This is a genomic window from Paracoccus sp. BR5-17 (assembly GCF_055693925.1).
The window spans coordinates 1,604,381-1,627,289 of the sequence record NZ_JBVFUV010000003.1 but is presented as its reverse complement, the minus strand read 5'-3'; the positions used below and the strand labels follow the sequence as shown (position 1 = coordinate 1,627,289).

Here is a 22,909-nt window from a genome sequence, read left to right as displayed (position 1 = left end):
CTTCCATCCCGGTTTTCCATCACACGGACAGGCGAAGTGGCGCGACGGTGATGGACAGGGTGATGATGGTCGCAATGGCCGCGGCAGCGGCGATCGGCCTGACGGTTTCGGCAGGCGCGCTGTATCTGGACCAGAGTTCCGTCCAGGCGCAGCCCGCTCTGGACGCGGCCGAACCCCTGGTGCCGGGGATGGTCCTGCCCGCCGATTCCGTCCGCTTCATCGAAAAGCCCGGCCGCTACGGCCTGGGGTCCGAACTGCCCGGCAGCCGCTATGCGATCGTCAACGGGCACCTGGTCCGCGTCAGTTCCGAGACAATGGAATTGCAGTCGATCCTGCGCCGGAACAGCCTGGCCGACGACAGCCTGGCCGCGCATCCCTGAAGCCCGCCTCCCCAAGGGGTCGTTCGGAAGACGGTGGGGGCTGGAGCGGGTGATGGGAATCGAACCCACGTATTCAGCTTGGAAGGCTGCTGCTCTACCATTGAGCTACACCCGCATGGCACTCGTATAGGCAAAGCCGGCAGGCCGCGCAACCGTCATCGGCGCGTCTGGAAGAACCCCTGCAGCAGCGCCCGCGCCTGCTCGGCGCCGATCCCGTCATAGACCTGCGGACGGTGATGGCACTGGGGATGGTCGAAGACCCGGGCGCCGTGCCGGACCCCGCCCATGCGCGCGTCGCCCGCCCCGTAATACAGCCGCCCGATCCGCGCCGCGGCGATGGCTGCGGCGCACATCGGACAGGGCTCCAGCGTCACCCACAGGTCGTGGTCGGGCAGGCGCTGGGACCCTGCGGCCCGGCAGGCCTCACGGATCGCCAGGATCTCGGCATGGGCGGTGGGATCGGACAGTTCGCGCGTCCGGTTGCCCGCAGCGGCGACCACCTGCCCGTCCGGCGCGACCACCACCGCGCCCACCGGCACCTCGCCCCGCCGGGCCGCGGCCCTTGCCTGATCCAGCGCCAGGCCCATATGAGAGGTGAAGCGGCTCATGCCCGCTTGTCGCAAGGGCGCGGCAGCCATGCAAGTCGCCCTTTCCTTGCCCGTCCGCGCCCGGTAGAAGCGCGGCTTTGCCACCGCAGCGATGCGCAGGAGAGATCGCCATGACCGACACCCCCGACGACAGCCGCCCGGCATCCGCCGATCGCTCTGCGGACCGCATCGCCAAGGTGATGGCCCGCGCCGGCGTCGCCAGCCGCCGCGAGGCCGAGCGGATGATCCTGGAAGGCCGCGTGTCGGTCAACGGCCGGACCATCGACAGCCCGGCGCTTGACGTGCTGCCCGGCGACCGCATCCTGGTGGACGGCAAGAAGCTGGAAGAGCCGCAGGAAACCCGGCTGTGGCTGTATTACAAGCCGCTGGGCCTGGTGACCACCGAATCCGACGAGAAGGGCCGGCAGACGGTCTTCGACGCCCTGCCCCGCGACCTGCCGCGCGTGATGACGGTGGGGCGGCTGGACCTCAACTCGGAAGGGCTGCTGCTGCTGACCAACGACGGCGAATTGAAGCGGCGGCTGGAACTGCCCTCGACCGGCTGGCTGCGGCGCTATCGGGTGCGGGTGAACGGCACGCCCAGCGACATGACCTTCGCCCCGCTGCGCCGCGGCGCCACCATCGACGGCGAGGATTTCGCCCCGATGGAGATCAAGCTGGACAGCCAGCAGGGCGCCAACGCCTGGCTGACCGTCGGCATCCGCGAGGGCAGGAACCGAGAGATCCGCCGCGCCATGGCCCATGTCGGGCTGCAGGTGAACCGGTTGATCCGCATCGGCTATGGCCCGTTCAAGCTGACCGGGATGGAAAAGAACCAGGTGGTCGAGGTCAAGCGCCGCGTGCTGCGCGACCAGCTAGGCGGGCTGCTGACCGGCGAGGACAGCGCCCCCAAGGAACGCCAGATGCGGCCCCGCGGCGCCGAAGGCGCGCGCGGCCCGCGCCGCGACGACGCCGAGGCCCGCCCCCGCAGCTTCCGCAGCGCCGGCGGCAAGGACCGCCCCCACGACGGCGACGACCGCCCCGCGCGGACCTGGTCCGACAGGCCGCGCGCCGACCGCGACGGCGCCGAGGATCGCCCGCGCCCCGGCAAGCCCGCTCGCCACGCTCAGGCTGACAAGCCCGGCCACAAGCCGCGCGGCGACCGCCCCGAAGGCAGCTTCAAGCCCCGCGGCGACCGCCCCGAGGGAGAACGGGGTTTCAAACCCCGTGGCGACCGTGCGGAAGGCGGGTTCAAGCGGCGCGGCGACCGCACGGAAGAGGGCTTCAAGCCCCGGAGCGACCGGCCTGAAGGCGGCTTCAAGCCCCGGGGCGACGGCGAGGATGCCAAGGCGGGCTTCAAGCCCCGGGGCGAGGGAAAACCCGGCGCCAAGGGGTTCAAGCCGCGCACCGACCGGGCCGAGGGCGGCTTCAAGCCCCGGGGCGACGGACCGCGTCCGGGCGGCAAGCCGGGCGGCGACCGCAAGCCCTTCGGCAAGCCCGGCGGTCCCAAGCCGGCGCGCGGCGGCGCGGCCGGCGGCGACCGGCCGCGCTTTTCGGGCAAGCCGGGCGGCCGTCCGGGCGCCGGAAAGCCGCGCGCCTGACGGCCTGCCCCGCCGCCGGCGGGGGATTTACTTCGTCAGGATCAGCTTGCCGGCCCGCGTGATGCGCAGCTGATAGATCTGGTCGTCCAGGACGATCAGCGCCTGGTTGCCGCCGCGGGTCAGCTGGGTGGCGTCGTGCTGCGGAAGCCGCGCCAGGACGCTGGTGGCCGGCTGGGTGAAGTCTGCGGGACGGGCTGCGGTCATGATCGCCTCCTGGGGATGGGTCTGTCCACAAACCTGACAAGTTCAGTTGGGAATGTCAAACTAAATGAGTCGGGTTTCCCGAAGCCCCCGGCGTCAGCCTGCCAGGCAGTCCGCGATGGCATCCGCCATCCGGGTCATGACCTGGCCGTAAAGCTGCGGACCCGCCTCGAGGTCGCTGCCTTCCGGGGACAGCGGCTGTCCGATCCGCACCGGGCTGCCCTCGATCGCGGCCTCGACCAGTTTCGGGTCGCTGCCCTGTTCGGGGAAGGCGCAGGCCGCCCCGGAACCGGCGATGCGCGCCCGGATCTCGTCCAGCCGCGCGGCCGAGGGCGCGGTCGCATCCCCCAGCGTCACCGCGACCGCCGGCGTCAGGCCGAAGTGGTCGGTGAAATAGCCATAGGCATCGTGAAAGACGACGAAGCCCTGCTTGGCGTGGGGCTGAAGGCGGGCGCGCAGATCGCGATCCAAGCTGTCGATCCCGCCCGCAGCCGCCGCCGCGTTGCGCCTGTAGGCCTCGGCATTGCCCGGATCCGCCTCTGCCAGCGCATCGGCGATGGCCGTCACCCAGACCCGCGCGTTCGCCGGGTCCAGCCAGGCATGGGGATCGACATCGGCATGGCCGGGATCCGGTTCCCCGTCCGGCGCGTGGTCGTGGTCCCCCTCCGCGTGGCCCTCATGGCCCGCGCCGTATTCCCGCAGATGCGTGCCCGGCACCTCCAGCAGGCGCAGCTGCGCCACGTCCCCCGCGACCGAGGAGGCCGCGCGTTCCAGCCACGGCGTCAGGCCGGGTCCGGTCCAGACCAGCAACCCGGCCTCTTGCAGCGCCCGCGCATCCGACGCCCGCATCTGGTGATGATGCGCGCTTGACCCCTTGGGCAGCAGCACCTGCACCTGTCCCAGATCGCCCAGCACCTGCTGCACCAGGGACGCCGTCACCGGCGTGTCCGCGACCACCTGCGGCGGCGCGGCCAGGACCGGGCCGGCGGCCAGAAGGCCAAGGGCAAAAAGCGTCATGCGCATCGGATCACCTCGTTCGGTCGGTTCGTTGTGGTGGGCTTCCTTTCATGTTACAAGATAACAAGTCAACTGGAATGTGATAAAGTAACAGCCTTGCCCGATCCCGATCCCCTCTCGGCCTTCGCGCCCCACGACCACCGCGCCTGCGAGGCCCGCGCCCTTGACCAGGCCCACGGGCGCTTGGCCGAGAACGGCGCCCGGCTGACCCCGGTGCGGCGGCGCACGCTGGAGATCCTGCTGGAATCGCACCGCGCGATGGGCGCCTACGAGGTGCTGGACCGGCTGGCCGCCGAAGGTTTCGGCCGCCAGCCGCCGGTCGCCTATCGGGCGCTGGATTTCCTGGTGGAACAGGGGCTGGCGCACCGGCTGCAGCGGCTGAACGCCTTCGCCGCCTGCCTGCATCCCGGCCAGGATCACGCCCCCGCCTTCCTGATCTGCCGGGCCTGCGGCACGCTGGCCGAACTGCCCGCCGCGCCGGTGCGCGATGCCCTGACGGGCCTTGCCACGGAAACCGGCTTTCTGGTCGAACGCGTCACGATCGAGGCGCTGGGACTGTGCCCGGCCTGCGCGCGGGCGGCGCGGCCATGACCGCGCTGATCCGGGCCGAGGGCCTGACCATCCTGCGCCCCGGCGGGACCGAGACCGTCCTCGAGGGCGTCGATTTCCGGATCCGCGCCGGCGAGATCGTCACCGTCGTCGGGCCCAACGGCTCGGGCAAGTCGTCGCTGGTGCGCGCGCTTCTGGGGCACATGCCGCTTGCCGCAGGGCGCGTGACGCGCCAGCCGGGGCTGCGCATCGGCTATGTCCCGCAGCGCGTGCAGGTGGAGCCGACGATCCCGATGACCGTGCGGCGCTTCCTGTCCCTGCCCCGCCGCGTGGGCGACCCCGAGGCAAGCCTGGCCCTGGCGCGCACCGGCGTCGAGGGGCTGGAGTCGCGGCCACTGTCGCAGTTGTCAGGCGGCCAGTTCCAGCGGGTGCTGCTGGCCCGCGCCCTGCTGCACGACCCCGCGCTGCTGGTCCTGGACGAGCCGACGCAGGGGCTTGACCAGCCCGGCATCGTCGCCTTCTACAAGCTGATCGAGGAGGTGCGCCGCCAGACCGGCGCCGCCGTGCTGATGGTCAGCCACGATCTTCTGGTGGTGATGCGCGCGTCCGACCGGGTGATCTGCCTCAACGGCCATGTCTGCTGCGAGGGCACGCCCCAGCATGTCAGCAGCGCCCCCGAATACCGCGCCCTGTTCGAGGCCGAGGCCGAGGGGACGCTGGCCCTCTACCGGCACCACCACGACCACGACCACGACCACCACCGCTACCTTCACGCCGGAACCCATTGATGCTGGACGACTTCTTCGTGCGGGCGATGCTGGCGGGGCTGGGCATCGCGGCGGTGGCGGGCCCACTGGGCAGCCTGGTCGTCTGGCGGCGCATGGCCTATTTCGGCGACGCCACCGCCCATGCGGCGATCCTGGGGGTGGCGATCAGCCTGGCCTTCCAGATCTCGATCTATGCGGGCACCATCCTGGTGGCGACGGCGATGGCCGCGGCGATCTCGGCCCTGGTGTCGCGGGGACAGGCGATGGACACGATGCTGGGGGTGCTGTCCCATTCGGCGCTGGCGGTCGGGCTGGTGGCGATCAGCTTCGTGCCCTCGGCGCGGTCGGACCTGTCGGCCTATCTCTTCGGCGACATCCTGGCGGTGGGCCGGGGCGACCTAGCCCTGATCTGGGCGGGGGCGGCGGGCGTCCTGGCGCTGCTGGCCTGGCGCTGGCAGCGGCTGCTGACGGCATCCCTGAACGAGGAGCTGGCGATGGCTGCGGGCATCAGCCCCCGGGTGGAACGGCTGGTCCTGTCGGTCGCCCTGGCGATCATGGTCGCGCTGTCGATTCGAGTGGTCGGATCCCTGCTGATTTCGGCCATGCTGATCGTCCCCGCGGCAGCCGCCCGCGGATTGTCGCGCAGCCCTGAAGGCATGGCCGGAACGGCCATCCTGGTGGCCGCGCTGTCGGTGATGGCGGGCCTGTGGGCAAGCCTGCATCTGGACACGCCGGCGGGGCCGTCGATCATCGCGGCGGCGGCGGGCTTTTTCATGGTTTCCCAAGCGGTTCGGCGCAGCTAGTGCAGGATTGCAACACCTCTGGCGGCACCCTTTCGGGCCCCGGAACCAAGGTTGCGCAGAGGGGTTGGCCAATATGCAACAGTCGGCATGAACCCGCGACGGATTTGAACCAATGCAGCTTTCAAACGTCTAGGGATTGTGTAACTGTCGCCTCGATGTTGCCGGTGACGGCAGCCTTCAACGAAACGGAGCATGATCATGACCAAATTCGCTACCTTCGCTGCCGCTCTCGGCCTGACCGCCTCCTCGGCTCTGGCCGGTGGCTATGTCGCCCCCGTCGTCGACGTCGAGCCCGTCGTTGTGGAAGAGCAACCCGCTTCGACCAACGCCGGCCTGGTTGTCCCCGCCCTGCTGCTGCTGGGCGTCATCGCCGCCGTTGCTTCGGACGACGACGACAGCTGATGTCCAGACGGAACCCGGGTTCCGTTCAGGATACAAAGGGCTGGCCTTGGGCCGGCCCTTTTTCTTTGCGCGGCTCGACAGGGCCGCGGCGCGGGCGTAGCATGACCCGCATCCAACGGGCGGGCTGGGGGGATCATCATGCGCCGGTTTCTGATCCTGGGCCTGCTGGCCTTTCCCCCGGCGGCCCTGGCGCAATCCGACACGCAGGAGGGCCTCGGCCTCATCGAACGGGGGCTTGGCATCATCGGCCGGAACCTGTGGACCGAACTTGGCCCCCAGCTTGACCGGCTGGGCCAGGACATGGGCGGCGCGTTGGGGGAACTGGCACCGGTGCTGGAGGATCTGGCGGTGCTGGTGGACGACCTCGCCAATTACGACCGGCCGCAGCGGCTGGAGAACGGCGACATCCTGATCCGGCGCAAGGCCGATGCGCCGCCCGCCCCGCCGCTGGACGATCTGGCGCCGCGGCAGGACGACCCGGCTCCCGCCGTGCCGGTGGATCCCGATCAACCGGAAATCTCGCTCTAGGATCTGGACCTGGACCCGACGCCCGCGCTAGGCTGCGGAAAAGGCAGGGGAACGGGGCGCATGGGTGACTTGCTGGCGGCGCAGGCGGGGGACGTCTTTCGCATCGGGCTGCTGATCGCGCTGCTGCTGACGACGCTGCGCAACCGGCCGATCACCGGCATGGCGCTGCCCCTGGCCGCAGGCGCGGTTTTCGTCGCCGTCATCATTCCGCTGACCGGCACCACCCCCCGGCCCGAGCCGCTGGCCCGGCAGATCGTCGCGGGCCTGCTGGTCAACGCGGGCCTATGTCGCCATCGGGCTGGGCCTGTGGTCGGCCTGGAAGGCCCGCGCCCGCTGACCGGCCGGGCCCCGTCACGCACAAGACCGCCGCGACGGATCGCGGCGGCCTGTGGCCCGGCGGGAAGGGGCACGCTATTGCGGGCGGTCCATCCGCGCATAGACCGTGACCCTGCCCCGCACCGCCATGGGCCAGTTCAGACGGATCTGGCGGCGGGTCGTGCCGATCTCGGTCTGCACCCAGGGCGCGGCATCGACCTGCGCGCCCGAGCCGTTGACGATGGCGCTTTCCGCCACCACCGACTGCACCGACTTCGCCCATCCCTTGAAGGGCAGCCCCTCGATCACCGGCAGCGTCCACGCCGCCGAGGCTGAGGCCTGGTTATGCTGCACCATCAGCGGGTTCGAGACGTAGGTTTTCACGCCGTTGAAGGTGTTCCCCTCGAACTGCAGGTTGCGCATGTTGTTGTAGTCCAGATCGGCGATGGCGGTATCGACGCGCTCGATCCGCTCGACCTCGCCGTAGAGCGCCTTGAAGACGTTGCTGGTCACCGTCAGGCCGTGGATGAAATGGCCGCTGCCATAGGGCTTGACCGTCAGCCAGGTGAACCAGGCCGCGGTGTTGGAACACAGGCAGGTGTTGCCGGTGATGGTCAGCCCGCCGAAGCTGAACTCGTTGCCGGTGAAGTCGGGCCGGGCGCTGTGTTCGTTGGTCCATTCGATCGAGGCGTTGTCGATGTAGTTGCCGTTGATCGTGGTCTGCACGTTGGGCTGCGTCAGCACCAGCCCCGCATAGCGCAGCCCGTCGCCCGATCCGTCGCCCTGGAACCAGTGGTTGCCCGAAATGATGTGCCCGCCGCCATCGGCCACCAGGAAATGCGCGAAGCGGACGAAGCGGTTGTCGCGGATCTTCACGTCGTTGGCGTTGACGTTCAGGGCGATGGTGGTGCGGCTCTGGGCGGGCAGGTCCATCTCGTTGGACAGGAACTGGCACCGGTCCACCAGCAGATCCTGGCAGCCCCGCCCGATCGAGGTGATGCCGCGGTCCCTGGGCCTGGTCACATAGCAGTCGCGCAGCGCGATCATCTCGCCCTTGGGCGGCAGCATGATGCCGCTGGCGACGCCCTCGCAGTTCAGGTCCAGATCGACGAAGTTCAGCCGCGACAGTTCGGCCCCCGAGAAATCGAACAGATAGCGATAGCGCTCGAAGCTGTAGCTGCGCGTCCCCGCCCCGCCATAGAGCGGCTGCGACAGGGTCAGGCTGCGGGCGGCGATGTCGCGGGCGCCGACATAGACCTCGCGCCCGACGCCCGGGCCGATGACGCGGCTGCCGACCTCGATCGCGGCGACGTTGGCGACGTTGGTCAGCAGCAGCGGCCGGTCGGGGTCATAGCTGGCGGTGCTGGTCCAGCGGCCGGTGTCCCAGGCGGGCCCGGCCTTGGCGCTGATCGAGCCGTTGCAGATCACGCGGCGGTTGGCAAAGCCCGCCAGATCCGGCGCGAAGGCGTCCACGACCAGCGGTTCCAGCAGATCGACGCGCCGCCCGCACAGGTCCAGCGACACGTGGTCGGTATAGCCGAACAGCGCCTGAAGGGCCTTCTTCATGCCCAGGGTCTCGTCCCCGAAGGCGGCGGCATAGGTCGGGAAGTCGAAGCCTTGCAGGAAGGACACCCGCGTGTCCACCGGCGTGCGGATGGTGCCCTTGAAGCGGATGGGGCTGTTGATGCCCAGATCGCCGCTGATGAAGAAGGTCCCCTCGGGCACCAGGATCGAGCCGCCCTTGGCGGCCTGGTCGGCGGCGACGAAGGCCGCGCGGTCGTTGGTGGCGTTGTCGCCCCGCGCCCCGAAGTCGCGCACGTCCACCCAGTCGATCAGCGACGGGATGAAGGCCGCGGTCACGTCCTCGATGCGCACCGATTCGATGCGGAAGGCGCCGCCGTTCGCGCCCACCAGATCCAGCCCGAAGTGGCCATAGACGGGCACCGTGCCCCAGGCCATGTCCACGCCGCGCCGCGATCCGACGCCGACGATGGCGCTGATCTCGACCACCTCGCCATAGGCGGTCAGGGGCACGGTCGGCCCGACCTCGACCAGGCCGGTCACATGCGCGCGCGAGCCGTTGCCCGCCCAGCCGGCGATCCGCGCCGAACACAGCGCCCCGGCCACCGCCTTGACGCGGGCCGAGACGCGCAGATAGACGCCCGGGATCATCGGCGTCTCGCCCATGAAGCGGACGCTGGTGGTGGTCTGCTGCTTCATCACCTCGAGGCAGGTGCCGAAGTCCTGGTCGGCGGGAACAAGCGCTGCGTTGTCGGCCGACGCCCAGCTGGGGCTGCCGGGCGTGCCGTCGCTGCGCGACCAGGCGCCCAGGCCGCCCCGGAAGGCGGGCGGCATCAGCAAAAGCCCGTTGGTGATCGCGATGTTCATGACCTATCTCCCTCAGCCGCGGCAGGCGCATGGGTGAAGGGATAGTTACCGAACGGTTAACGCCGTCTTGACGGGGCGGGCGTTGCGGCCACGCCCCGCGCAACGCTTTCAGAAATGGATCGCCCGGCCATAGGCGTCCAGGACGGATTCGTGCATCATCTCGGACAGGGTGGGATGGGGGAAGACGGTCTCCATCAGATCCTGCTCGGTCGTCTCGAGCTGGCGGCCGATGACATAGCCCTGGATCAGTTCCGTCACCTCGGCGCCCACCATGTGCGCGCCCAGCAATTCGCCGGTCTCGGCATCGAAGACGGTCTTGATCATGCCCTCGGGCTCGCCCAGGGCGATGGCCTTGCCGTTGCCCACGAAGGGGAAGCGGCCGACCTTCACCTGATGGCCCAGTTCCTTGGCCTTGGCCTCGGTCAGGCCGACGGAGGCCACCTGCGGGTGGCAATAGGTGCAGCCCGCGATGCTGCTGGGCTTCACCGGATGGGGATGCCCGCCGGCGATCAGTTCGGCCACCATCACCCCTTCATGGCTGGCCTTGTGCGCCAGCCACGGCGCGCCCGCCACGTCGCCGATGGCAAAAAGCCCCTCGACCCCGGTGCGGCAGTATTCGTCGGTCAGGACATGGGTGCGGTCGATCTTGACGCCCAGATCCTCGAGCCCCAGATCCTCGACGTTGCCGACGATGCCCACGGCGGAAATCACCGTGTCGAAGTCCTGCATCCGGGTCTTGCCGCCGGTCTCGATATGCGCGGTCACCGTGCCGCCCTTGCGGTCCAGGGCCTTGACCGTGGCCTTTTCCAGGATCGTCATGCCCTGCTTGACGAACTGCTTCTTGGCGAAGGCGCTGATCTCGGCATCCTCGACGGGCAGCACGCGGTCCATCACCTCGACCACCGTGGTCTCGGCGCCCAGCGTGTTGAAGAAGCTGGCGAACTCGATGCCGATGGCGCCCGAGCCGATGACCAGCAGCTTCCTGGGCATGTGCGGCGGCATAAGCGCGTGCTTGTAGTTCCAGACCAGCTTGCCGTCCGGCTCCAGCCCCGGCAGTTCGCGGGCGCGCGCGCCGGTGGCCAGGACGATGTTCTTCGCGGTGACCTCCTCGGTGCCCTTGTCGGTCCTGACGCTGACGGTGCCGGGGGCCGTCAGCCGCGCCTCGCCCATGATGGTGGTGACCTTGTTCTTCTTGAACAGGTGCCCGATGCCGCCGGTCAGCTGCTTGGCTACCCCGCGCGACCGCTGCACGACCTTCTCGAGGTCGAAGCCGATGCCCTCGGCCTTCAGCCCGAAGTCCTTGGCGCGGTGCATCAGGTGGAACACCTCGGCCGACCGCAGCAGCGCCTTGGTCGGGATGCAGCCCCAGTTGAGGCAGATGCCACCCAGATGCTCGCGCTCGATGCAGGCCACCTTCAGGCCCAACTGAGCGCCCCGGATCGCGGCGACATAGCCGCCGGGACCGGCGCCGATCACCACCATGTCGAAATTCTGGGCCATAGCTTCCCCCGTCAGGTCACGATGGTTCAGCGTTAAATCATTCGGCCCAGGCGAACAAGCAGCCCGGTCACGCCGCGTTGGCCGACCGCCGTTCGGACGGATCGGACTGCTTTTCGTCCAGGGCGGCCTCGACGGCGATGGGGGTGGCGTTGGGGGTGATGACGGCGAAGCTGCCCTGCTCCTCGGGCGTCAGGGCGCGGCGCCGCGTCGTGCGCCAGCCGGCATAGACGGTCAGCAGCGCCAGCAGCACCCCCATATAGACCCAGAACCCGTCCGGGCCGATGACCTCCATCAGCCAGCCGGTGATGATCGGCCCGCCCATCGAGCCGATGCCATAGATGAACAGCAGCCCCGCCGAGGCCGAGGCCATGTCGGACTGGTCCAGGTAGTCGTTGGTATAGGCCAGCAGCAGCGCGTAGATCGGGTTGGCGACGCCGCCCATCAGCGCCCCGGCGATCACCAGCCCCAGCGTTCCCGGCTGGGCCACGATCACCGCAAGCCCGGTCGCCGCGCCCACCGCCGCCAGCATCAGCACCAGCCGGCGCCGGTCGTAGCGGTCCGAGATCCAGCCCAGCGGATATTGCAGCACCAGCCCGCCCGCGTAGCTGGCCGCCACGAACAGCGAGATCTGCGCCACCGACAGGCCGATGCTGGCGCCCCAGACGGACGACATCCCCGACAGCACCGCGAAGACCCCGCCCATCAGGAATATCCCCACGCAGCCCAGCGGGGATGCCTGATACAGGCGGCGAAAGCTCATGCGCTTGATGGTCTGGAACTGCGGCGCGGGCCGCGCGGACAGCAGGATCGGCATGAAGGCGAAGGACACCAGCACCGATGCGACGATGAACAGCGTGTAGCCGCCGGGATCGCCGGTGTTCAGCAGCGCCTGCGCCGCGACGATGCCCAGAAGCTGCACGATCATGTAGGCCGACAGCGTCTGGCCGCGGTTCTCGTTGGTGGATCCGGCGTTCAGCCAGCTTTCCGAGGTGATGTAGACCCCGCAGAAGCAGTAGCCGATGACGATGCGCAACGCCGTCCACCAGATCCAGTTCGGCTCGACCGAATACAGCACCAGCACCGACGAGATCATGGATCCCAGCGCCGCGAACACCCGCACATGGCCGACATTCTTGATCAGCCGCGGCACCGTCAGGCTGCCCAGCAGGAAGCCCGCGAAATAGCCCGACATGGCCACCGACATCTGGAAGGTCGGGATACCCTCGATGCCGCCGCGGATGCCCAGCAGCGTGCCCTGCATCCCGTTGCCGACCATCAGCAGCAGGATGCCCAGGAACAGCGGCCATGTGGTTCGCAGCGCGGAAAGCATCGGTCGTCCCAAGGTCAGGTTGCGCGGATGATGGCTGTCTCGCCCATTCCGCACGCAGGGGCCACCCGGAAAGCGACCCTATGGGATCAGCAGCGACGAATCGCCATAGCTGAAGAAGCGATAGCCCGTGGCGACCGCGTGGGCATAGATCTCGCGGATCCGGTCCCGGCCCATCAGCGCCGAGACCAGCATCATCAGCGTGGACTTCGGCAGATGGAAGTTGGTCATCAGCCCGTCCGTCACTCGGAAGCGGAAGCCCGGATAGATGAAGATGTCGGTGGTTCCCCGGAAGGGCAGCACGGTGCCGTCCTCCTGCGCGGCCGATTCGATCAGCCGCAGCGGCGTGGTGCCGACCGGGATCACGCGCCGGCCCTCGGCCTTGGCGCGGTTGATCGCCTGGGCGGCCTCGGCGCCCAGTTCGCCCCATTCGGCGTGCATCCGGTGGGTGGTCACGTCATCGACCTTGACCGGCAGGAAGGTGCCTGCGCCCACATGCAGGGTGACATGGACGAACTGGACCCCCCGCGCGGTCAGGGCCGCCAGCAGGTCGTCGTCGAAATGCAGGCTGGCGGTCGGGGCCGCGACGGCCCCCCGACGCGCCGCCCAGACGGTCTGGTAATCCTGCCGGTCCTGGTCGTCGGGCGGACGCAGCGCGGCGATGTAGGGCGGCAGCGGCATCGCGCCCACGGTCTGCAGGGCGGCGTCGAAGGCCTCGCCCTGCGCGTCGAAGCGCAGGCGCAACTCGCCCCCGGCGATCTCGGCCACTTCCGCCGAAAGGGCGTCTCCGAACCGGATCACCTCTCCCTCGCGCAGCTTGCGCAGGGGCTTGGCCAGGGCCCGCCAGCCGTCGGCGGCGGGCTCCAGCAGCGTCACCTCGATCCGGGCCACGGCCTCGGTTCCGGGATCGGCGGGGTTCGCGCGGCTGCGGGTGCCCGTCAGCCGGGCCGGGATCACCTTGGTGTCGTTCAGCACCAGAACGTCGCCCGGGCGCAGGATGTCCGGCAGGTCGCTGACCCGGCGATCCGCGATGGCGCCGCCTTCGGCCAGCAGCAGCCGGGCCGAACTGCGCGGCCGCGCGGGGCGCGTGGCGATCAGCGAGGGCGGCAGGTCGAAGTCGAAATCGGACAGTTTCATGGCCGCCCTTCTGCGCCGACCCCGCCCCGACCGTCAAGACGACCGTCAGGATCGGGGACAAGACCCACTGGATTTGTCGTCTTTACTTTTCCAACCGAATTGCTAAGTTTCCGCCAAACAGGAGCCTTGCGATGATCGTCTGCCACTGCACGCAAATCTCGGATCACGAGATCAAGGCCGCCATCGACTGGATGCGGGCCGCAGACCCCCAGACCATCATCACGCCGGGAAAGATCTATCACGCCCTGGGCAAGCGCGCCGATTGCGGCGGGTGTATGCCGCTCTTTCTGGACACCATGCGTCACTGCGATAATCTGGGCATAGCCCCGCCGATTTTGCGGGCAAAATCAGGGATCGCAAAGGGAAGCCACCATGAAGGGCGACGCAAAGGTCATCGAGTATCTCAACGCGGCGCTGCGGTCTGAACTGACCGCGGTCAGCCAGTACTGGCTGCATTACCGCCTGCAGGAGGACTGGGGCTTCGGCCGCATCGCCGGCAAGTCGCGGGCCGAATCCATCGAAGAGATGCACCATGCGGACCGCCTGATCCAGCGAATCATCTTCCTGGAAGGCCATCCGAATCTTCAGAGGCTGGATCCGCTGCGGATCGGCCAGACCCTGCGGGAAACGCTGGAATCGGACCTGGCTGCGGAACACGACGCCCGCACCCTGTATCTCGAGGCGCGGGAATACTGCTCGAGCGTCAACGACCAGGTGTCCAAGGCGCTGTTCGACGACCTGATCGAGGACGAGGAGGGCCATATCGACTTCCTCGAGACGCAGTTGCAGCTGTTCGACACGATCGGCGCGCAGAACTATGGCCAGTTGAACGCCAAGCCGGCCGACGAAGCCGAATGACGCGGGTGCCGTCCCGTCGCGGGGACGGCGCTGCTATTGCAGGGCGCGGCGCAGGACGGCGAAGGCCAGAAGCGCCGCGACCAGCAGCGGCGCCGCATCCGGCAAGGGGACCGGGTGCAGCGGCGGCAGGAACGGCTCGACCGGCACTTCAGTTGTGGGCGGCCAGGGGGTGGCGGGCGGCAGGTGCGTGCCGGGCGCAGGCGGCGTCGCGGGCGGCGCGAAAGGCGGCAGGGTAATCGGGGGCACGATCGGCGGCAGGCCGCCGTCGGGCGGGACCAACAGGGTTTCCCCGGGCGGACGCGCGGGCCCGTCGCCGGTCGATGAACTGGTGCCGCCCCAGAAGAACGGCACGCCGAGAACACCCGATCCGCCCCCCGTCGTCGCCGATGTCAGTGCGGCCATGACCGGTCCCGCCGCGGCGCCGCCGGGATAGATCTGCTGGGCCGGGATGTAGTAGTCGTATCCGGGCGGAACCTTGCCCTCCAGCGGGCTGTCGTCGCCCACCACCAGCGTCAGGTGGTCCCCGTACTGGTCACGCTGGACGGCATGAACGGCGGGACGGAAGCCCATGCCGGGAAAGAAATACAGGCACTGATCGTCGACCGAGCAAAGCGGCGGCATCTTGTCACCCTGGACCCCTTGCGGCGAAGGCCAGGGCGCGGCCCGCTGCCGCGGGCCGCATAGGGCACATCACCGTAAACACTTGTTAACAAGTCGTTCATATTCCGGGATCGCGCGGAATAGAATATGTCTAAATGGTCAGCCTTGGTGCTGGCGCGTCATCCCAGCCAGCGGCGGGCCAGATCCGGCAACTCGTCGAAATGACCGATCAGGGCGTCCGGGGCCAGCCTGCGGATCGCCTCGCCCTCGGGGCCGAAGGACACCAGCGCCACCCTGACGCCGGCGGCCGCGGCCGTCTTGCGGTCGGTTTCCGTGTCGCCCACCAGGAAGGACGCCTCGACCCGGCCCCCTGCCCGCTCGACCGCGGCACGATAGGGGCGCGGGTCGGGCTTTCGGACCGGCAGCGTGTCGGCGGCGATCATCGCGGCGAAGCGGCCCCTGACCCCCAGAACGTCCAGCAGCGTCTCGGCCAGCGAGCCGGGCTTGTTGGTGCAGACCGCCAGGATATGCCCGTCCGCCTGCAGCCGGTCCAGCACGTCCTCGACCCCGGGATACAGCTTCGTATGGACGGCGATGTTGTCCTCGTAGTGCTTCAGCAGGCGGGGATAATCCTCGTCCTCGGCCCCGGGCGGCAACAGCAGGTCCGCGCCCAGCCGGCCATAGCCGGCCCGCAGCATGGCCCGTCCCCCGTGGAAGGCCGTCAGCGCGTCCGCGACCGGATCCAGGGCCACCGCCATGCCGCGCGCGGCAAAGCAGGCATTGGCCGCCGCGATCAGGTCGGCCGAGGTATCGGCCAGCGTGCCGTCCAGATCGAACACCACCGTTCCCGCCATCCTGCCGGCCCCTCCGCAACGATTGGACATCAAAGGTGAACGCCGGGGCCTTCCCCCGCGCCGCGCCCCGATTAGAACGCGCGGCAAAGAATGTGAACAGGCATCGGGGCAGGCATGGCGGATCATCCCGTGGCAATCATCGTTCTGGCGGCCGGACAGGGCAGCCGGATGCAGTCGGACCTGCCCAAGGTGCTGCACCGGCTGGCGGGGGTGCCGCTGGTCGGTCACGCGCTGGCAATCGCCCGCACGCTGGATCCCGAACAGGTGATCGTCGTGGCAGGCCACGGCGCCGACCAGGTCACCAGGGCCGTGGGCAGGATCGATCCTGACGCCCGGATCGTGCTGCAGACCGAACAGCTTGGCACCGGCCATGCCGTCCGCCAGGCCCTGCCCGAGCTTGAGGGCTTCGAGGGCAAGGTGATCGTGCTTTACGGCGATACCCCCTTCATCGCCGAAGAAACGCTGGCGGCCCTGGCCGCGCATCCCTCGGATCTGGTGGTGCTGGGCTTCGAGGCCGAGGATCCGGGCCGCTATGGCCGGCTGATCGTCACCGCCCGGGGGCTGGAGCGGATCGTCGAGTTCAAGGACGCCGACGCCGCCACCCGCGGCATCGCGCTGTGCAATTCGGGCGTCATGGCGCTGGACGCGGCGCTGCTGCGGCAGCTGATCGTCCGGCTGACGAACGAAAACGCCTCGGGGGAATACTACCTGACCGACCTGGTGGCGCTGGCCCGCGCCGAAGGCCGCAGCGCCCATGTCGTGACCTGCGACGAATCCGAGACGCTGGGCATCAACACCCGCACCGAACTGGCCGCGGCCGAGGCGGCCTTCCAGGCGCGCGCCCGCCGCCGCGCGCTGGAAGACGGGGTGACGCTGTGCGACCCCTCGACCGTGTGGTTCGCCCTGGACACGGTGATCGGGCGCGACGCGGTGATCGGCCAGAATGTCGTCTTCGGCCCCGGCGTGACCATCGAATCGGGCGCCGAGATCCTGCCCTTCTGCCACCTGGAAGGCTGCCACGTCTCGGCCGGGGCGACCGTCGGGCCCTTCGCCCGGTTGCGGTCCGGCGCGGAACTGGGCGGCGATGTCCATGTCGGCAACTTCGTGGAAATCAAGAACGCCGTTCTGGACGAAGGCGCCAAGGTCGGCCACCTGACCTATCTGGGCGACGCCCATGTGGGCGAACGCGCCAATATCGGCGCGGGCACCGTCACCTGCAACTATGACGGCGTGATGAAGCACCGCACCGAGATCGGCGCCCGCGCCTTCATCGGCAGCGACACCATGCTGGTCGCCCCCGTGCGCGTGGGCGCCGATGCGATGACCGGGTCGGGCTCGGTCATCACCGAGGACGTGCCCGGCGGCGCCCTGGCGCTGGGGCGCGCGCGCCAGGTCACCAAGCCCGGCCTTGCCACGCGCCTGATGGCCGCCCTGCGCGCCCGGAAGGAGGCCCGCTGATGTGCGGCATCATCGGCATCCTGGGGTCGCACGAGGTTTCCCCGCAACTGGTCGATGCGCTGCGCCGGCTGGAATACCGCGGCTATGACAGCGCCGGCGTGGCGACGGTGGACGCCAGCGGCCGGCTGGACCGCCGCCGCGCGGTGGGCAAGCTGGTGAACCTGTCCGACCGGCTGGTTCACGAGCCCCTGCCCGGTCATATCGGCATCGGCCACACCCGCTGGGCCACCCACGGCGCCGCGACCGAGGTGAACGCCCATCCCCACCAGTCCGGCCCGGTGGCCGTCGTCCACAACGGCATCATCGAGAATTTCCGGGAACTGCGCGACGAACTGCGCGGGCTGGGCATCCAGGCGCAATCGCAGACCGATACCGAAGCCGTGGCGCTGTGGACGGCGCATTACATGGACGGCGGCGCCTCGCCCGTCGAGGCGGCGCGCCGGACGCTGGCGCGGCTGCGGGGCGCCTTTGCCCTGGCCTTCATCTTCGACGGCCAGCAGGACCTGATGGTTGCCGCGCGCAGGGGCAGCCCGCTGGCGATCGGCCACGGCGAGGGCGAGATGTTCCTGGGATCGGACGCGGTTGCCCTGGCGCCCTTCACCGACCGGATCACCTATCTCGAGGACGGCGACCACGCCATCCTGACGCGCGCGGGCGCGCGGATCTTCGACGCGCAGGGCAACCAGACCCACCGCCTTGAAACCCGCATCGACGCGGGCGCCGCCAGCATCGACAAGGGCGGCTACCGGCACTTCATGGCCAAGGAGATCGCCGAGCAGCCGGTGGTCATCGGCGACGTGCTGGCCCACTATCTCAAGGGCGACCGCATCGTGCTGCCCGAGGGGATGGACTTCCACGGCGTCGACCGGATCAGCCTGGTCGGCTGCGGCACCGCCCATCTGGCCGGCCATGTGGCCAAATACTGGTTCGAGCAGATCGCGGGCCTGCCCTGCGACATCGACGTGGCGTCCGAGTTCCGCTATCGCGAGCCGCCGCTGTCGCCGGCAAGCTGGTTCATCGCCGTCAGCCAGTCCGGCGAGACCGCCGACACCCTGGCCGCGCTGCATTACGCCCGCCACCACGTCGCCCGCACCCTGGGTCTCGTCAACGTCGGCACCTCGGCCATCGCGCGGGACGCGGACATCGCGCTGCCCACCCTGGCGGGGATCGAGGTCAGCGTGGCATCCAGCAAGGCCTTCACCTGCCAGTTGACGGTGCTGGCGATCCTGGCGCTGAAGGCGGCCCATGACCGCGGCCGCATCGACGACGCGGCGCTTGGCCGGCATCTGGCGGATCTGCGGTCGATCCCGGCGCTGATGCAGCAGGCGCTGAACCTGTCGGACGACTGCCGCGAGCAGGCCGAATGGCTGTCGCAGGCCCGCGACGTGCTGTTCCTGGGCCGGGGCGGGCTTTATCCCGTGGCCCTTGAAGGCGCGCTGAAGCTGAAGGAACTGAGCTACATCCACGCCGAGGGCTATGCCTCGGGCGAACTGAAGCACGGGCCGATCGCGCTGATCGACCGCGACGTGCCGGTGGTGGTGCTGGCCCCGCACGACGCGCTGTTCGACAAGACGGTGTCGAACATGCAGGAGGTGATGGCCCGCCACGGGCCGATCCTGCTGGTCTCGGACGAGGCGGGCCTGTCCCAGGCCAGCCACGGCGCGCAGGCGGTTCTGCGGATGCCGTCGGGCGGCGGCGCGTTCCAGCCGATCCTCTATGCGATCCCGATGCAGTATCTGGCCTATCACACCGCGGTCGCGAAGGGCACGGACGTGGACCAGCCGCGCAACCTGGCGAAATCGGTCACGGTGGAATGACCGGACGGCGCGCGGGCCGAACCCGCGCGCCCGTCCCCCTCAGGCGGCGTCGGCGCGGCTTTCGGCGGCGATCCGGGCGTCCAGTTCCAGGATCTGATGCACGGCCTGCGCGGCCTCGGCGCCCTTCTTGACGAAGTGGTCGCGGTAAAAGCCCGTCAGCAGGTTGGTTTCCTGATAGTTGTGCGGCGTCAGCGACACCGAGAAGCACGGCACGCCCGTTTCCAGCCCGACATTCATCAAGCCGGTCACGACGGCGCTGGCCACGAAATCGTGGCGGTAGATGCCGCCGTCCACCACCAGGGCGGCGGCGACCACGGCATCGAACCGCCCTGTCCGGGCCAGCTTCTTGGCCAGCAGCGGCATCTCGAAGGCGCCGGGGACGTCATAGGCCACGACATCGGCGCCGGGCATCAGCCGCCGCTGTTCGGCCAGGAAGCCGTCATGGGCGCGGTCGACGACATCGGAGTGCCAGCGGGCCTTGATGAAGGCGATGCGGGGGGTGCTGCGGGGGGTCTTGTGGGTCATCTTTCGGGAACCTTACGTTGCGATGCGTACGGTCCCAGGACACGAGCCATGACCATGCCCCCGGCACAGGGACGCGGCCACGGTTCTCTTTCATCCAGACTGTGACTGTCGGCCCCGGAGTTCCACCGGATCTGCTGACCCCTTCCTTGCCGAAGGGCGCTCGCGGGCTGTGACCGCCGGTGGGGAATTGCACCCCGCCCTGAGAACACCCGCCCCATAGCACAGGGCGCCCCGCCCGCCAAGAGGGGTCAGCCGACCCGCGCCAGGGCCTGTTCCACCGCGGCGCGCAACTGATCCTCGCCATAGGGCTTGCACAGCAGAACCGTCTGGCCGGGGCAGCCCGCGGGCAGATCGCTGTCGCCCGTGGCATAGACGACCGCCAGCCCCGGCTGCATCTCGACGGCCTTGCGCGCCAGGTCGTTGCCGTTCATGTCGGGCAGCCCCAGGTCGGTCAGCAGAAGGTCGAAGGATTCCTCTCCCAGCCTGCTCAGGGCCGGGGCGGCCTTGCCCGCCTGGGCGACGGCATGGCCCATCTCCTCCAGCATGAAGGCGGTATCGGCGCGGATCAGGACATTGTCCTCGACCAGCAGGATCGAGGCGGGGCGGCCTGCCGCGGCCGGGGATCCGTCGTCGGCGCCGGAAGCCCGTTCCCCGGGCCGCCGTTCAGCGGCCTGTTCCCCGGCTTCGCCTTCCCCGGCCCGCAGTTCACCGGCCGCCGCTGGCAGGTCGTCTTGCGCGGGCACCGGGCCGTCCCCCGCCGCGGCCTGCCGGGCGTTGGCGATGACGTGGCGCAGGCGGCGGGCCAGGGCCTCGCGCGGATAGGGTTTCGAGAGCAGTTCGACCCCCGGATCCAGCCGCCCGCCGTGGACGATCGAGTTTTCCGTATAGCCCGAGGTGAACAGCACCCCCAGCCCCGGAAGGATCTCTTGCGCGCGGCGCGCCATGTCGCGGCTGGACAGCCCGCCGGGCATCACCACGTCGGTGAACAGCACGTCGATGTGCAGCCCGCTTTCGATCACCGCCAGCCCGGACTGCGCGTCGCGGGCGGTCAGCACCTTGTAGCCCAGCGAGGTCAGCAGATCGACCACGGTGCCGCGCACGGCGTCGTCGTCCTCGACCACCAGGATCGTCTCGTCGCCGCCGGCAACCGGGCCGTCGAACAGCGGCGCATCGTCCTCCTCCTCGGCTTCCGAGCGCGGCAGATAGATCCGCACGGTGGTTCCCTGACCGGGTTCGCTATAGACGGACACGTGACCCCCCGACTGCTTGACGAAGCCATAGACCATGGACATGCCAAGGCCCGTGCCGCGTCCTTCGGGCTTGGTGGAATAGAACGGGTCGAAGATCCGTTCAAGCACCTCGGGGGTCATGCCGCAGCCCGTGTCGGTCACCGCCAGCATCACGTAATCGCCCGCCGCGATGTCGCCCACGGCCCGGGCATAGGCGTCGTCCAGCCGGGTGTTGGCCACCTCGATGGTCAGCAGGCCCGGGCCGTCCATCGCGTCGCGGGCGTTGATCGCCAGGTTCAGCAGCGCGCTTTCCAGTTGCGCACGGTCCACGCAGATGTTCCACAGCCCGTCCGGCACGCTCACCTGCACCTCGATCGCCTCGCCCAGGGACCGGCGCAGCAATTCGTCCATCTCCGAGATCAGCCGCCACGGCTGGATCACCCGCGGCTCGAGCGGCTGACGCCGGCCGAAGGACAGAAGCTGGCTGGCCAGCTTGGCCCCGCGCGAGACGGCCGACAGCGCGTTCTCGACCCGCTGGCTGGCCCGGGGATCGCCCTCGACATCCCGGGCCAGCATCTGCAGGTTGCCGTTGATCACCTGAAGAAGGTTGTTGAAGTCGTGGGCCACCCCGCCGGTCAGCTGGCCCATGGATTCCATCTTCTGCGCCCGGTGCAGGGCCTGTTCGGTCTTGCGGTGCTGCTCGATCTCCTCGGCGACGCGCGCCTCGAGCGTCTCGTTGAGACGGCGCAACTGCTCCTCGGCCTGCTCGCGGTGCAGGATCTCGCGCTGCAGGTTCTCGGCCTGGGCCTGAAGCTGGGCCTCGCCCAGGCGATGTTCGGTGATGTCGGTGTGGACGCCGACCCATTCGCGGATCTCGCCCCGGCTGTTCAGGGTGGGCACGGCGCGGATCGCGAAGATGCGGTACCGGCCGTCCGCGCAGCGCAGCCGGTGTTCCCATTCGAAGGTGGCCCGCGTCGCAAGGGCGCGGTGCCAGGCGTCGATGGTGGGGGCGCGGTCGTCGGGGTGGACGGCCGCGGACCAGCCGTATCCCTGGTATTCCTCGAAGCTCTGCCCGGTCAGCGCCGCCCAGCCGCGCTGTTCCCCGGTCATCCGCCCATCGGCCGAGTTGGTCCACAGGATGCTGTGGATCGCCTGGACGGCGGCCTGGAAGCGGTCGTTGGAGGCGCGCAACTGGATCTCGGTCTGCTTGCGGTCCTCGATGTCGATCAGGATCATGTAGACCCCGTCGATCCGGTCGTCGCGCATCCTGCGCGGCAGGCAGCGGATCTCGAAGGCGCGCAGGCGGTCGTCCGGCAGCCGCAGGACCGCGTCCACGGTCACCGTCTCGCCCGCCAGGACCCGGGTCAGCATCACGGGGGTCAGCGCGACATGCGCATCGCCCATGATTTCCGCGACGGGCTTGCCGATCACCTGTTCGGCCGTCAGGTCAAAGACCTCTAGATAGCACTGGTTGGCAAAGCGGAAGGTCAGCGTGTTGTCCAGGAACGCCACCAGGATCGGCAGGGCGTCCGACAGGTGATAGAGTTCGGCGCGGCTTTCGGCCAGCGCCTCGCGGGCGCGGACCGCGCGGGTGACGTCCAGGACCGTGCACAGCACGCCGTCCACCCGGCGGGCGTCGCCGCTGTAGATGGGGATGAAGAACAGGTCCAGCACGACTTCCTCGGGCGCGCCGTTGCGGTTCACGACCAGCGGCTGCTCGCGGTGGCTCTGGACCTCGCCGCGCTGGCAGCGATCAAGGATCTGGCGGTTCCAGTCCCAGAACTCGGGCCAGACCTCGGCGACGGTGCGGCCCAGCGCGTCGGGGTGATGGTTGCCGATGATCTCGGCATAGGTGTCGTTGTAGATCATCACGTGATCCGGCCCCCACATCAGCACCTGCGGGATGGGCGAGTTCACCAGCGAATTGACCTTGATCCGCAGGTGCTGGGGCCAGCCGTCGATCGGCCCCAGAGAGGTGCGCGACCAGTCGAATCTCCGCACGATCTCTCCGCAGAGACCGCCGCCGACAGGCCAAGGGGACAGGGTCTGATCCGTCGTCATCATTC

The 22,909-nt window shown here is 69.3% G+C and carries 22 protein-coding genes, 1 tRNA gene and 1 riboswitch; of the genes, 11 read left to right on the top strand and 12 right to left on the bottom strand.

Translation table 11 applies throughout. From position 1 onward, the window contains the following. Positions 1–62: 62 nt before the first annotated feature. Positions 63–380: a hypothetical protein gene (locus ACZ1HC_RS09530; RefSeq protein WP_472699771.1), complete on the top strand. Its 318-nt coding sequence runs from the start codon at positions 63–65 to the stop codon at positions 378–380. Positions 381–421: 41 nt separating this feature from the next. Here ACZ1HC_RS09530 and ACZ1HC_RS09525 read toward each other — a convergent pair. After that, positions 422–495, bottom strand: a tRNA-Gly gene (locus tag ACZ1HC_RS09525). Positions 496–535: 40 nt separating this feature from the next. Beyond that, positions 536–1,018: a nucleoside deaminase gene (locus ACZ1HC_RS09520; RefSeq protein ID WP_472699770.1), complete on the bottom strand. Its 483-nt coding sequence runs from the start codon at positions 1,016–1,018 to the stop codon at positions 536–538. 80 nt (positions 1,019–1,098) lie between these two features. On the opposite strand from ACZ1HC_RS09520, the gene ACZ1HC_RS09515 reads away from it, so the two are divergent. Continuing rightward, the gene (locus ACZ1HC_RS09515; protein ID WP_472699769.1) at positions 1,099–2,568 is read left to right on the top strand and encodes a pseudouridine synthase; all 1,470 of its coding nucleotides are present in this window, start codon (positions 1,099–1,101) and stop codon (positions 2,566–2,568) included. Between the two features lie 27 nt (positions 2,569–2,595). Here ACZ1HC_RS09515 and hemP read toward each other — a convergent pair whose 3' ends face one another. Continuing rightward, positions 2,596–2,772 (bottom strand): hemin uptake protein HemP, encoded by a 177-nt coding sequence (hemP, locus tag ACZ1HC_RS09510; RefSeq protein WP_472699768.1) that lies wholly within the window; start codon positions 2,770–2,772, stop codon positions 2,596–2,598. Between the two features lie 93 nt (positions 2,773–2,865). Beyond that, entirely contained in the window at positions 2,866–3,792 is a 927-nt protein-coding gene (locus ACZ1HC_RS09505) for a zinc ABC transporter substrate-binding protein (RefSeq protein ID WP_472699767.1), read from the bottom strand. A 90-nt stretch (positions 3,793–3,882) separates the two neighbouring features. On the opposite strand from ACZ1HC_RS09505, the gene ACZ1HC_RS09500 reads away from it, so the two are divergent. The 5 genes from ACZ1HC_RS09500 to ACZ1HC_RS09480 all read left to right on the top strand — a co-directional run bounded on the left by ACZ1HC_RS09500 (position 3,883) and on the right by ACZ1HC_RS09480 (position 6,835). Beyond that, complete coding sequence (locus ACZ1HC_RS09500) at positions 3,883–4,377, top strand: Fur family transcriptional regulator (RefSeq protein ID WP_472699766.1); 495 nt, start codon at positions 3,883–3,885, stop codon at positions 4,375–4,377. Beyond that, positions 4,374–5,123 carry a metal ABC transporter ATP-binding protein gene (locus ACZ1HC_RS09495; RefSeq protein ID WP_472699765.1) on the top strand — a complete coding sequence of 250 codons (750 nt, stop codon included), beginning with the start codon at positions 4,374–4,376 and terminating at the stop codon, positions 5,121–5,123. The genes ACZ1HC_RS09500 and ACZ1HC_RS09495 overlap by 4 nt, the downstream gene beginning before the upstream one ends. Beyond that, positions 5,123–5,905, top strand: a complete 783-nt coding sequence (locus tag ACZ1HC_RS09490) for a metal ABC transporter permease (protein WP_472699764.1) — start codon at positions 5,123–5,125, stop codon at positions 5,903–5,905. The genes ACZ1HC_RS09495 and ACZ1HC_RS09490 overlap by 1 nt, the downstream gene beginning before the upstream one ends. Positions 5,906–6,103: 198 nt before the next feature. After that, positions 6,104–6,307 (top strand): hypothetical protein, encoded by a 204-nt coding sequence (locus ACZ1HC_RS09485; RefSeq protein WP_374300879.1) that lies wholly within the window; start codon positions 6,104–6,106, stop codon positions 6,305–6,307. Between the two features lie 138 nt (positions 6,308–6,445). After that, positions 6,446–6,835: an AAA+ family ATPase gene (locus ACZ1HC_RS09480; protein ID WP_472699763.1), complete on the top strand. Its 390-nt coding sequence runs from the start codon at positions 6,446–6,448 to the stop codon at positions 6,833–6,835. A gap of 411 nt (positions 6,836–7,246) precedes the next feature. On the opposite strand, the gene ACZ1HC_RS09475 is transcribed toward ACZ1HC_RS09480, so the two are convergent. From ACZ1HC_RS09475 to queA, 4 genes are all read right to left on the bottom strand, one after another. After that, positions 7,247–9,538 carry a glycosyl hydrolase family 28-related protein gene (locus ACZ1HC_RS09475; RefSeq protein WP_472699762.1) on the bottom strand — a complete coding sequence of 764 codons (2,292 nt, stop codon included), beginning with the start codon at positions 9,536–9,538 and terminating at the stop codon, positions 7,247–7,249. 108 nt (positions 9,539–9,646) lie between these two features. After that, positions 9,647–11,038: a dihydrolipoyl dehydrogenase gene (gene lpdA, locus ACZ1HC_RS09470; RefSeq protein ID WP_472699761.1), complete on the bottom strand. Its 1,392-nt coding sequence runs from the start codon at positions 11,036–11,038 to the stop codon at positions 9,647–9,649. Between the two features lie 67 nt (positions 11,039–11,105). Further along, positions 11,106–12,368, bottom strand: coding sequence for an MFS transporter (locus tag ACZ1HC_RS09465; protein ID WP_472699760.1), 1,263 nt, complete (start codon positions 12,366–12,368; stop codon positions 11,106–11,108). A 78-nt stretch (positions 12,369–12,446) separates the two neighbouring features. Continuing rightward, the gene (gene queA, locus ACZ1HC_RS09460; protein WP_472699759.1) at positions 12,447–13,502 is read right to left on the bottom strand and encodes a tRNA preQ1(34) S-adenosylmethionine ribosyltransferase-isomerase QueA; all 1,056 of its coding nucleotides are present in this window, start codon (positions 13,500–13,502) and stop codon (positions 12,447–12,449) included. A 131-nt stretch (positions 13,503–13,633) separates the two neighbouring features. On the opposite strand from queA, the gene ACZ1HC_RS09455 reads away from it, so the two are divergent. Both ACZ1HC_RS09455 and bfr read left to right on the top strand, forming a co-directional pair. Next, the gene (locus tag ACZ1HC_RS09455; RefSeq protein ID WP_472699758.1) at positions 13,634–13,927 is read left to right on the top strand and encodes a (2Fe-2S)-binding protein; all 294 of its coding nucleotides are present in this window, start codon (positions 13,634–13,636) and stop codon (positions 13,925–13,927) included. After that, entirely contained in the window at positions 13,875–14,360 is a 486-nt protein-coding gene (gene bfr, locus ACZ1HC_RS09450; RefSeq protein WP_472699757.1) for a bacterioferritin, read from the top strand. The genes ACZ1HC_RS09455 and bfr overlap by 53 nt, the downstream gene beginning before the upstream one ends. 33 nt (positions 14,361–14,393) lie before the next feature. On the opposite strand, the gene ACZ1HC_RS09445 is transcribed toward bfr, so the two are convergent. After that, entirely contained in the window at positions 14,394–14,981 is a 588-nt protein-coding gene (locus tag ACZ1HC_RS09445; RefSeq protein ID WP_472699756.1) for a hypothetical protein, read from the bottom strand. 158 nt (positions 14,982–15,139) lie between these two features. Further along, entirely contained in the window at positions 15,140–15,814 is a 675-nt protein-coding gene (locus ACZ1HC_RS09440; protein WP_472699755.1) for an HAD-IA family hydrolase, read from the bottom strand. Positions 15,815–15,928: 114 nt separating this feature from the next. Between ACZ1HC_RS09440 and glmU the strand changes: the two genes are divergently transcribed. Next, positions 15,929–17,272 (top strand): bifunctional UDP-N-acetylglucosamine diphosphorylase/glucosamine-1-phosphate N-acetyltransferase GlmU, encoded by a 1,344-nt coding sequence (gene glmU / locus ACZ1HC_RS09435; protein ID WP_472699754.1) that lies wholly within the window; start codon positions 15,929–15,931, stop codon positions 17,270–17,272. Continuing rightward, on the top strand, positions 17,272–19,089 hold the full coding sequence (glmS, locus tag ACZ1HC_RS09430) for a glutamine--fructose-6-phosphate transaminase (isomerizing) (protein WP_472699753.1): 1,818 nt from the start codon (positions 17,272–17,274) through the stop codon (positions 19,087–19,089). Before glmU ends, glmS begins: the two co-directional genes overlap by 1 nt. A 39-nt stretch (positions 19,090–19,128) precedes the next feature. Here glmS and ACZ1HC_RS09425 read toward each other — a convergent pair whose 3' ends face one another. Then, positions 19,129–19,614, bottom strand: coding sequence for a 6,7-dimethyl-8-ribityllumazine synthase (locus ACZ1HC_RS09425; protein WP_472699752.1), 486 nt, complete (start codon positions 19,612–19,614; stop codon positions 19,129–19,131). Positions 19,615–19,692: 78 nt separating this feature from the next. Next, positions 19,693–19,825: riboswitch (FMN riboswitch) on the bottom strand. Between the two features lie 37 nt (positions 19,826–19,862). Next, entirely contained in the window at positions 19,863–22,844 is a 2,982-nt protein-coding gene (locus tag ACZ1HC_RS09420) for a PAS domain-containing protein (RefSeq protein WP_472699751.1), read from the bottom strand. Between the last annotated feature and the right edge of the window lie 65 nt (positions 22,845–22,909).

Bases quoted from the DNA above. Each gene is read 5' to 3' on its own strand.
- glmU (WP_472699754.1), top strand. From the start codon at position 15,929: ATGGCGGATCATCCCGTGGCAATCATCGTTCTGGCGGCCGGACAGGGC.
- bfr (WP_472699757.1), top strand. From the start codon at position 13,875: ATGAAGGGCGACGCAAAGGTCATCGAGTATCTCAACGCGGCGCTGCGG.
- ACZ1HC_RS09505 (WP_472699767.1), bottom strand. From the start codon at position 3,792: ATGCGCATGACGCTTTTTGCCCTTGGCCTTCTGGCCGCCGGCCCGGTC.
- ACZ1HC_RS09445 (WP_472699756.1), bottom strand. From the start codon at position 14,981: ATGCCGCCGCTTTGCTCGGTCGACGATCAGTGCCTGTATTTCTTTCCC.
- ACZ1HC_RS09440 (WP_472699755.1), bottom strand. From the start codon at position 15,814: ATGGCGGGAACGGTGGTGTTCGATCTGGACGGCACGCTGGCCGATACC.
- ACZ1HC_RS09490 (WP_472699764.1), top strand. From the start codon at position 5,123: ATGCTGGACGACTTCTTCGTGCGGGCGATGCTGGCGGGGCTGGGCATC.
- glmS (WP_472699753.1), top strand. From the start codon at position 17,272: ATGTGCGGCATCATCGGCATCCTGGGGTCGCACGAGGTTTCCCCGCAA.
- ACZ1HC_RS09480 (WP_472699763.1), top strand. From the start codon at position 6,446: ATGCGCCGGTTTCTGATCCTGGGCCTGCTGGCCTTTCCCCCGGCGGCC.
- lpdA (WP_472699761.1), bottom strand. From the start codon at position 11,038: ATGGCCCAGAATTTCGACATGGTGGTGATCGGCGCCGGTCCCGGCGGC.
- ACZ1HC_RS09485 (WP_374300879.1), top strand. From the start codon at position 6,104: ATGACCAAATTCGCTACCTTCGCTGCCGCTCTCGGCCTGACCGCCTCC.
- ACZ1HC_RS09425 (WP_472699752.1), bottom strand. From the start codon at position 19,614: ATGACCCACAAGACCCCCCGCAGCACCCCCCGCATCGCCTTCATCAAG.
- ACZ1HC_RS09495 (WP_472699765.1), top strand. From the start codon at position 4,374: ATGACCGCGCTGATCCGGGCCGAGGGCCTGACCATCCTGCGCCCCGGC.
- hemP (WP_472699768.1), bottom strand. From the start codon at position 2,772: ATGACCGCAGCCCGTCCCGCAGACTTCACCCAGCCGGCCACCAGCGTC.
- ACZ1HC_RS09455 (WP_472699758.1), top strand. From the start codon at position 13,634: ATGATCGTCTGCCACTGCACGCAAATCTCGGATCACGAGATCAAGGCC.
- queA (WP_472699759.1), bottom strand. From the start codon at position 13,502: ATGAAACTGTCCGATTTCGACTTCGACCTGCCGCCCTCGCTGATCGCC.
- ACZ1HC_RS09515 (WP_472699769.1), top strand. From the start codon at position 1,099: ATGACCGACACCCCCGACGACAGCCGCCCGGCATCCGCCGATCGCTCT.
- ACZ1HC_RS09465 (WP_472699760.1), bottom strand. From the start codon at position 12,368: ATGCTTTCCGCGCTGCGAACCACATGGCCGCTGTTCCTGGGCATCCTG.
- ACZ1HC_RS09520 (WP_472699770.1), bottom strand. From the start codon at position 1,018: ATGGCTGCCGCGCCCTTGCGACAAGCGGGCATGAGCCGCTTCACCTCT.
- ACZ1HC_RS09530 (WP_472699771.1), top strand. From the start codon at position 63: ATGATGGTCGCAATGGCCGCGGCAGCGGCGATCGGCCTGACGGTTTCG.
- ACZ1HC_RS09475 (WP_472699762.1), bottom strand. From the start codon at position 9,538: ATGAACATCGCGATCACCAACGGGCTTTTGCTGATGCCGCCCGCCTTC.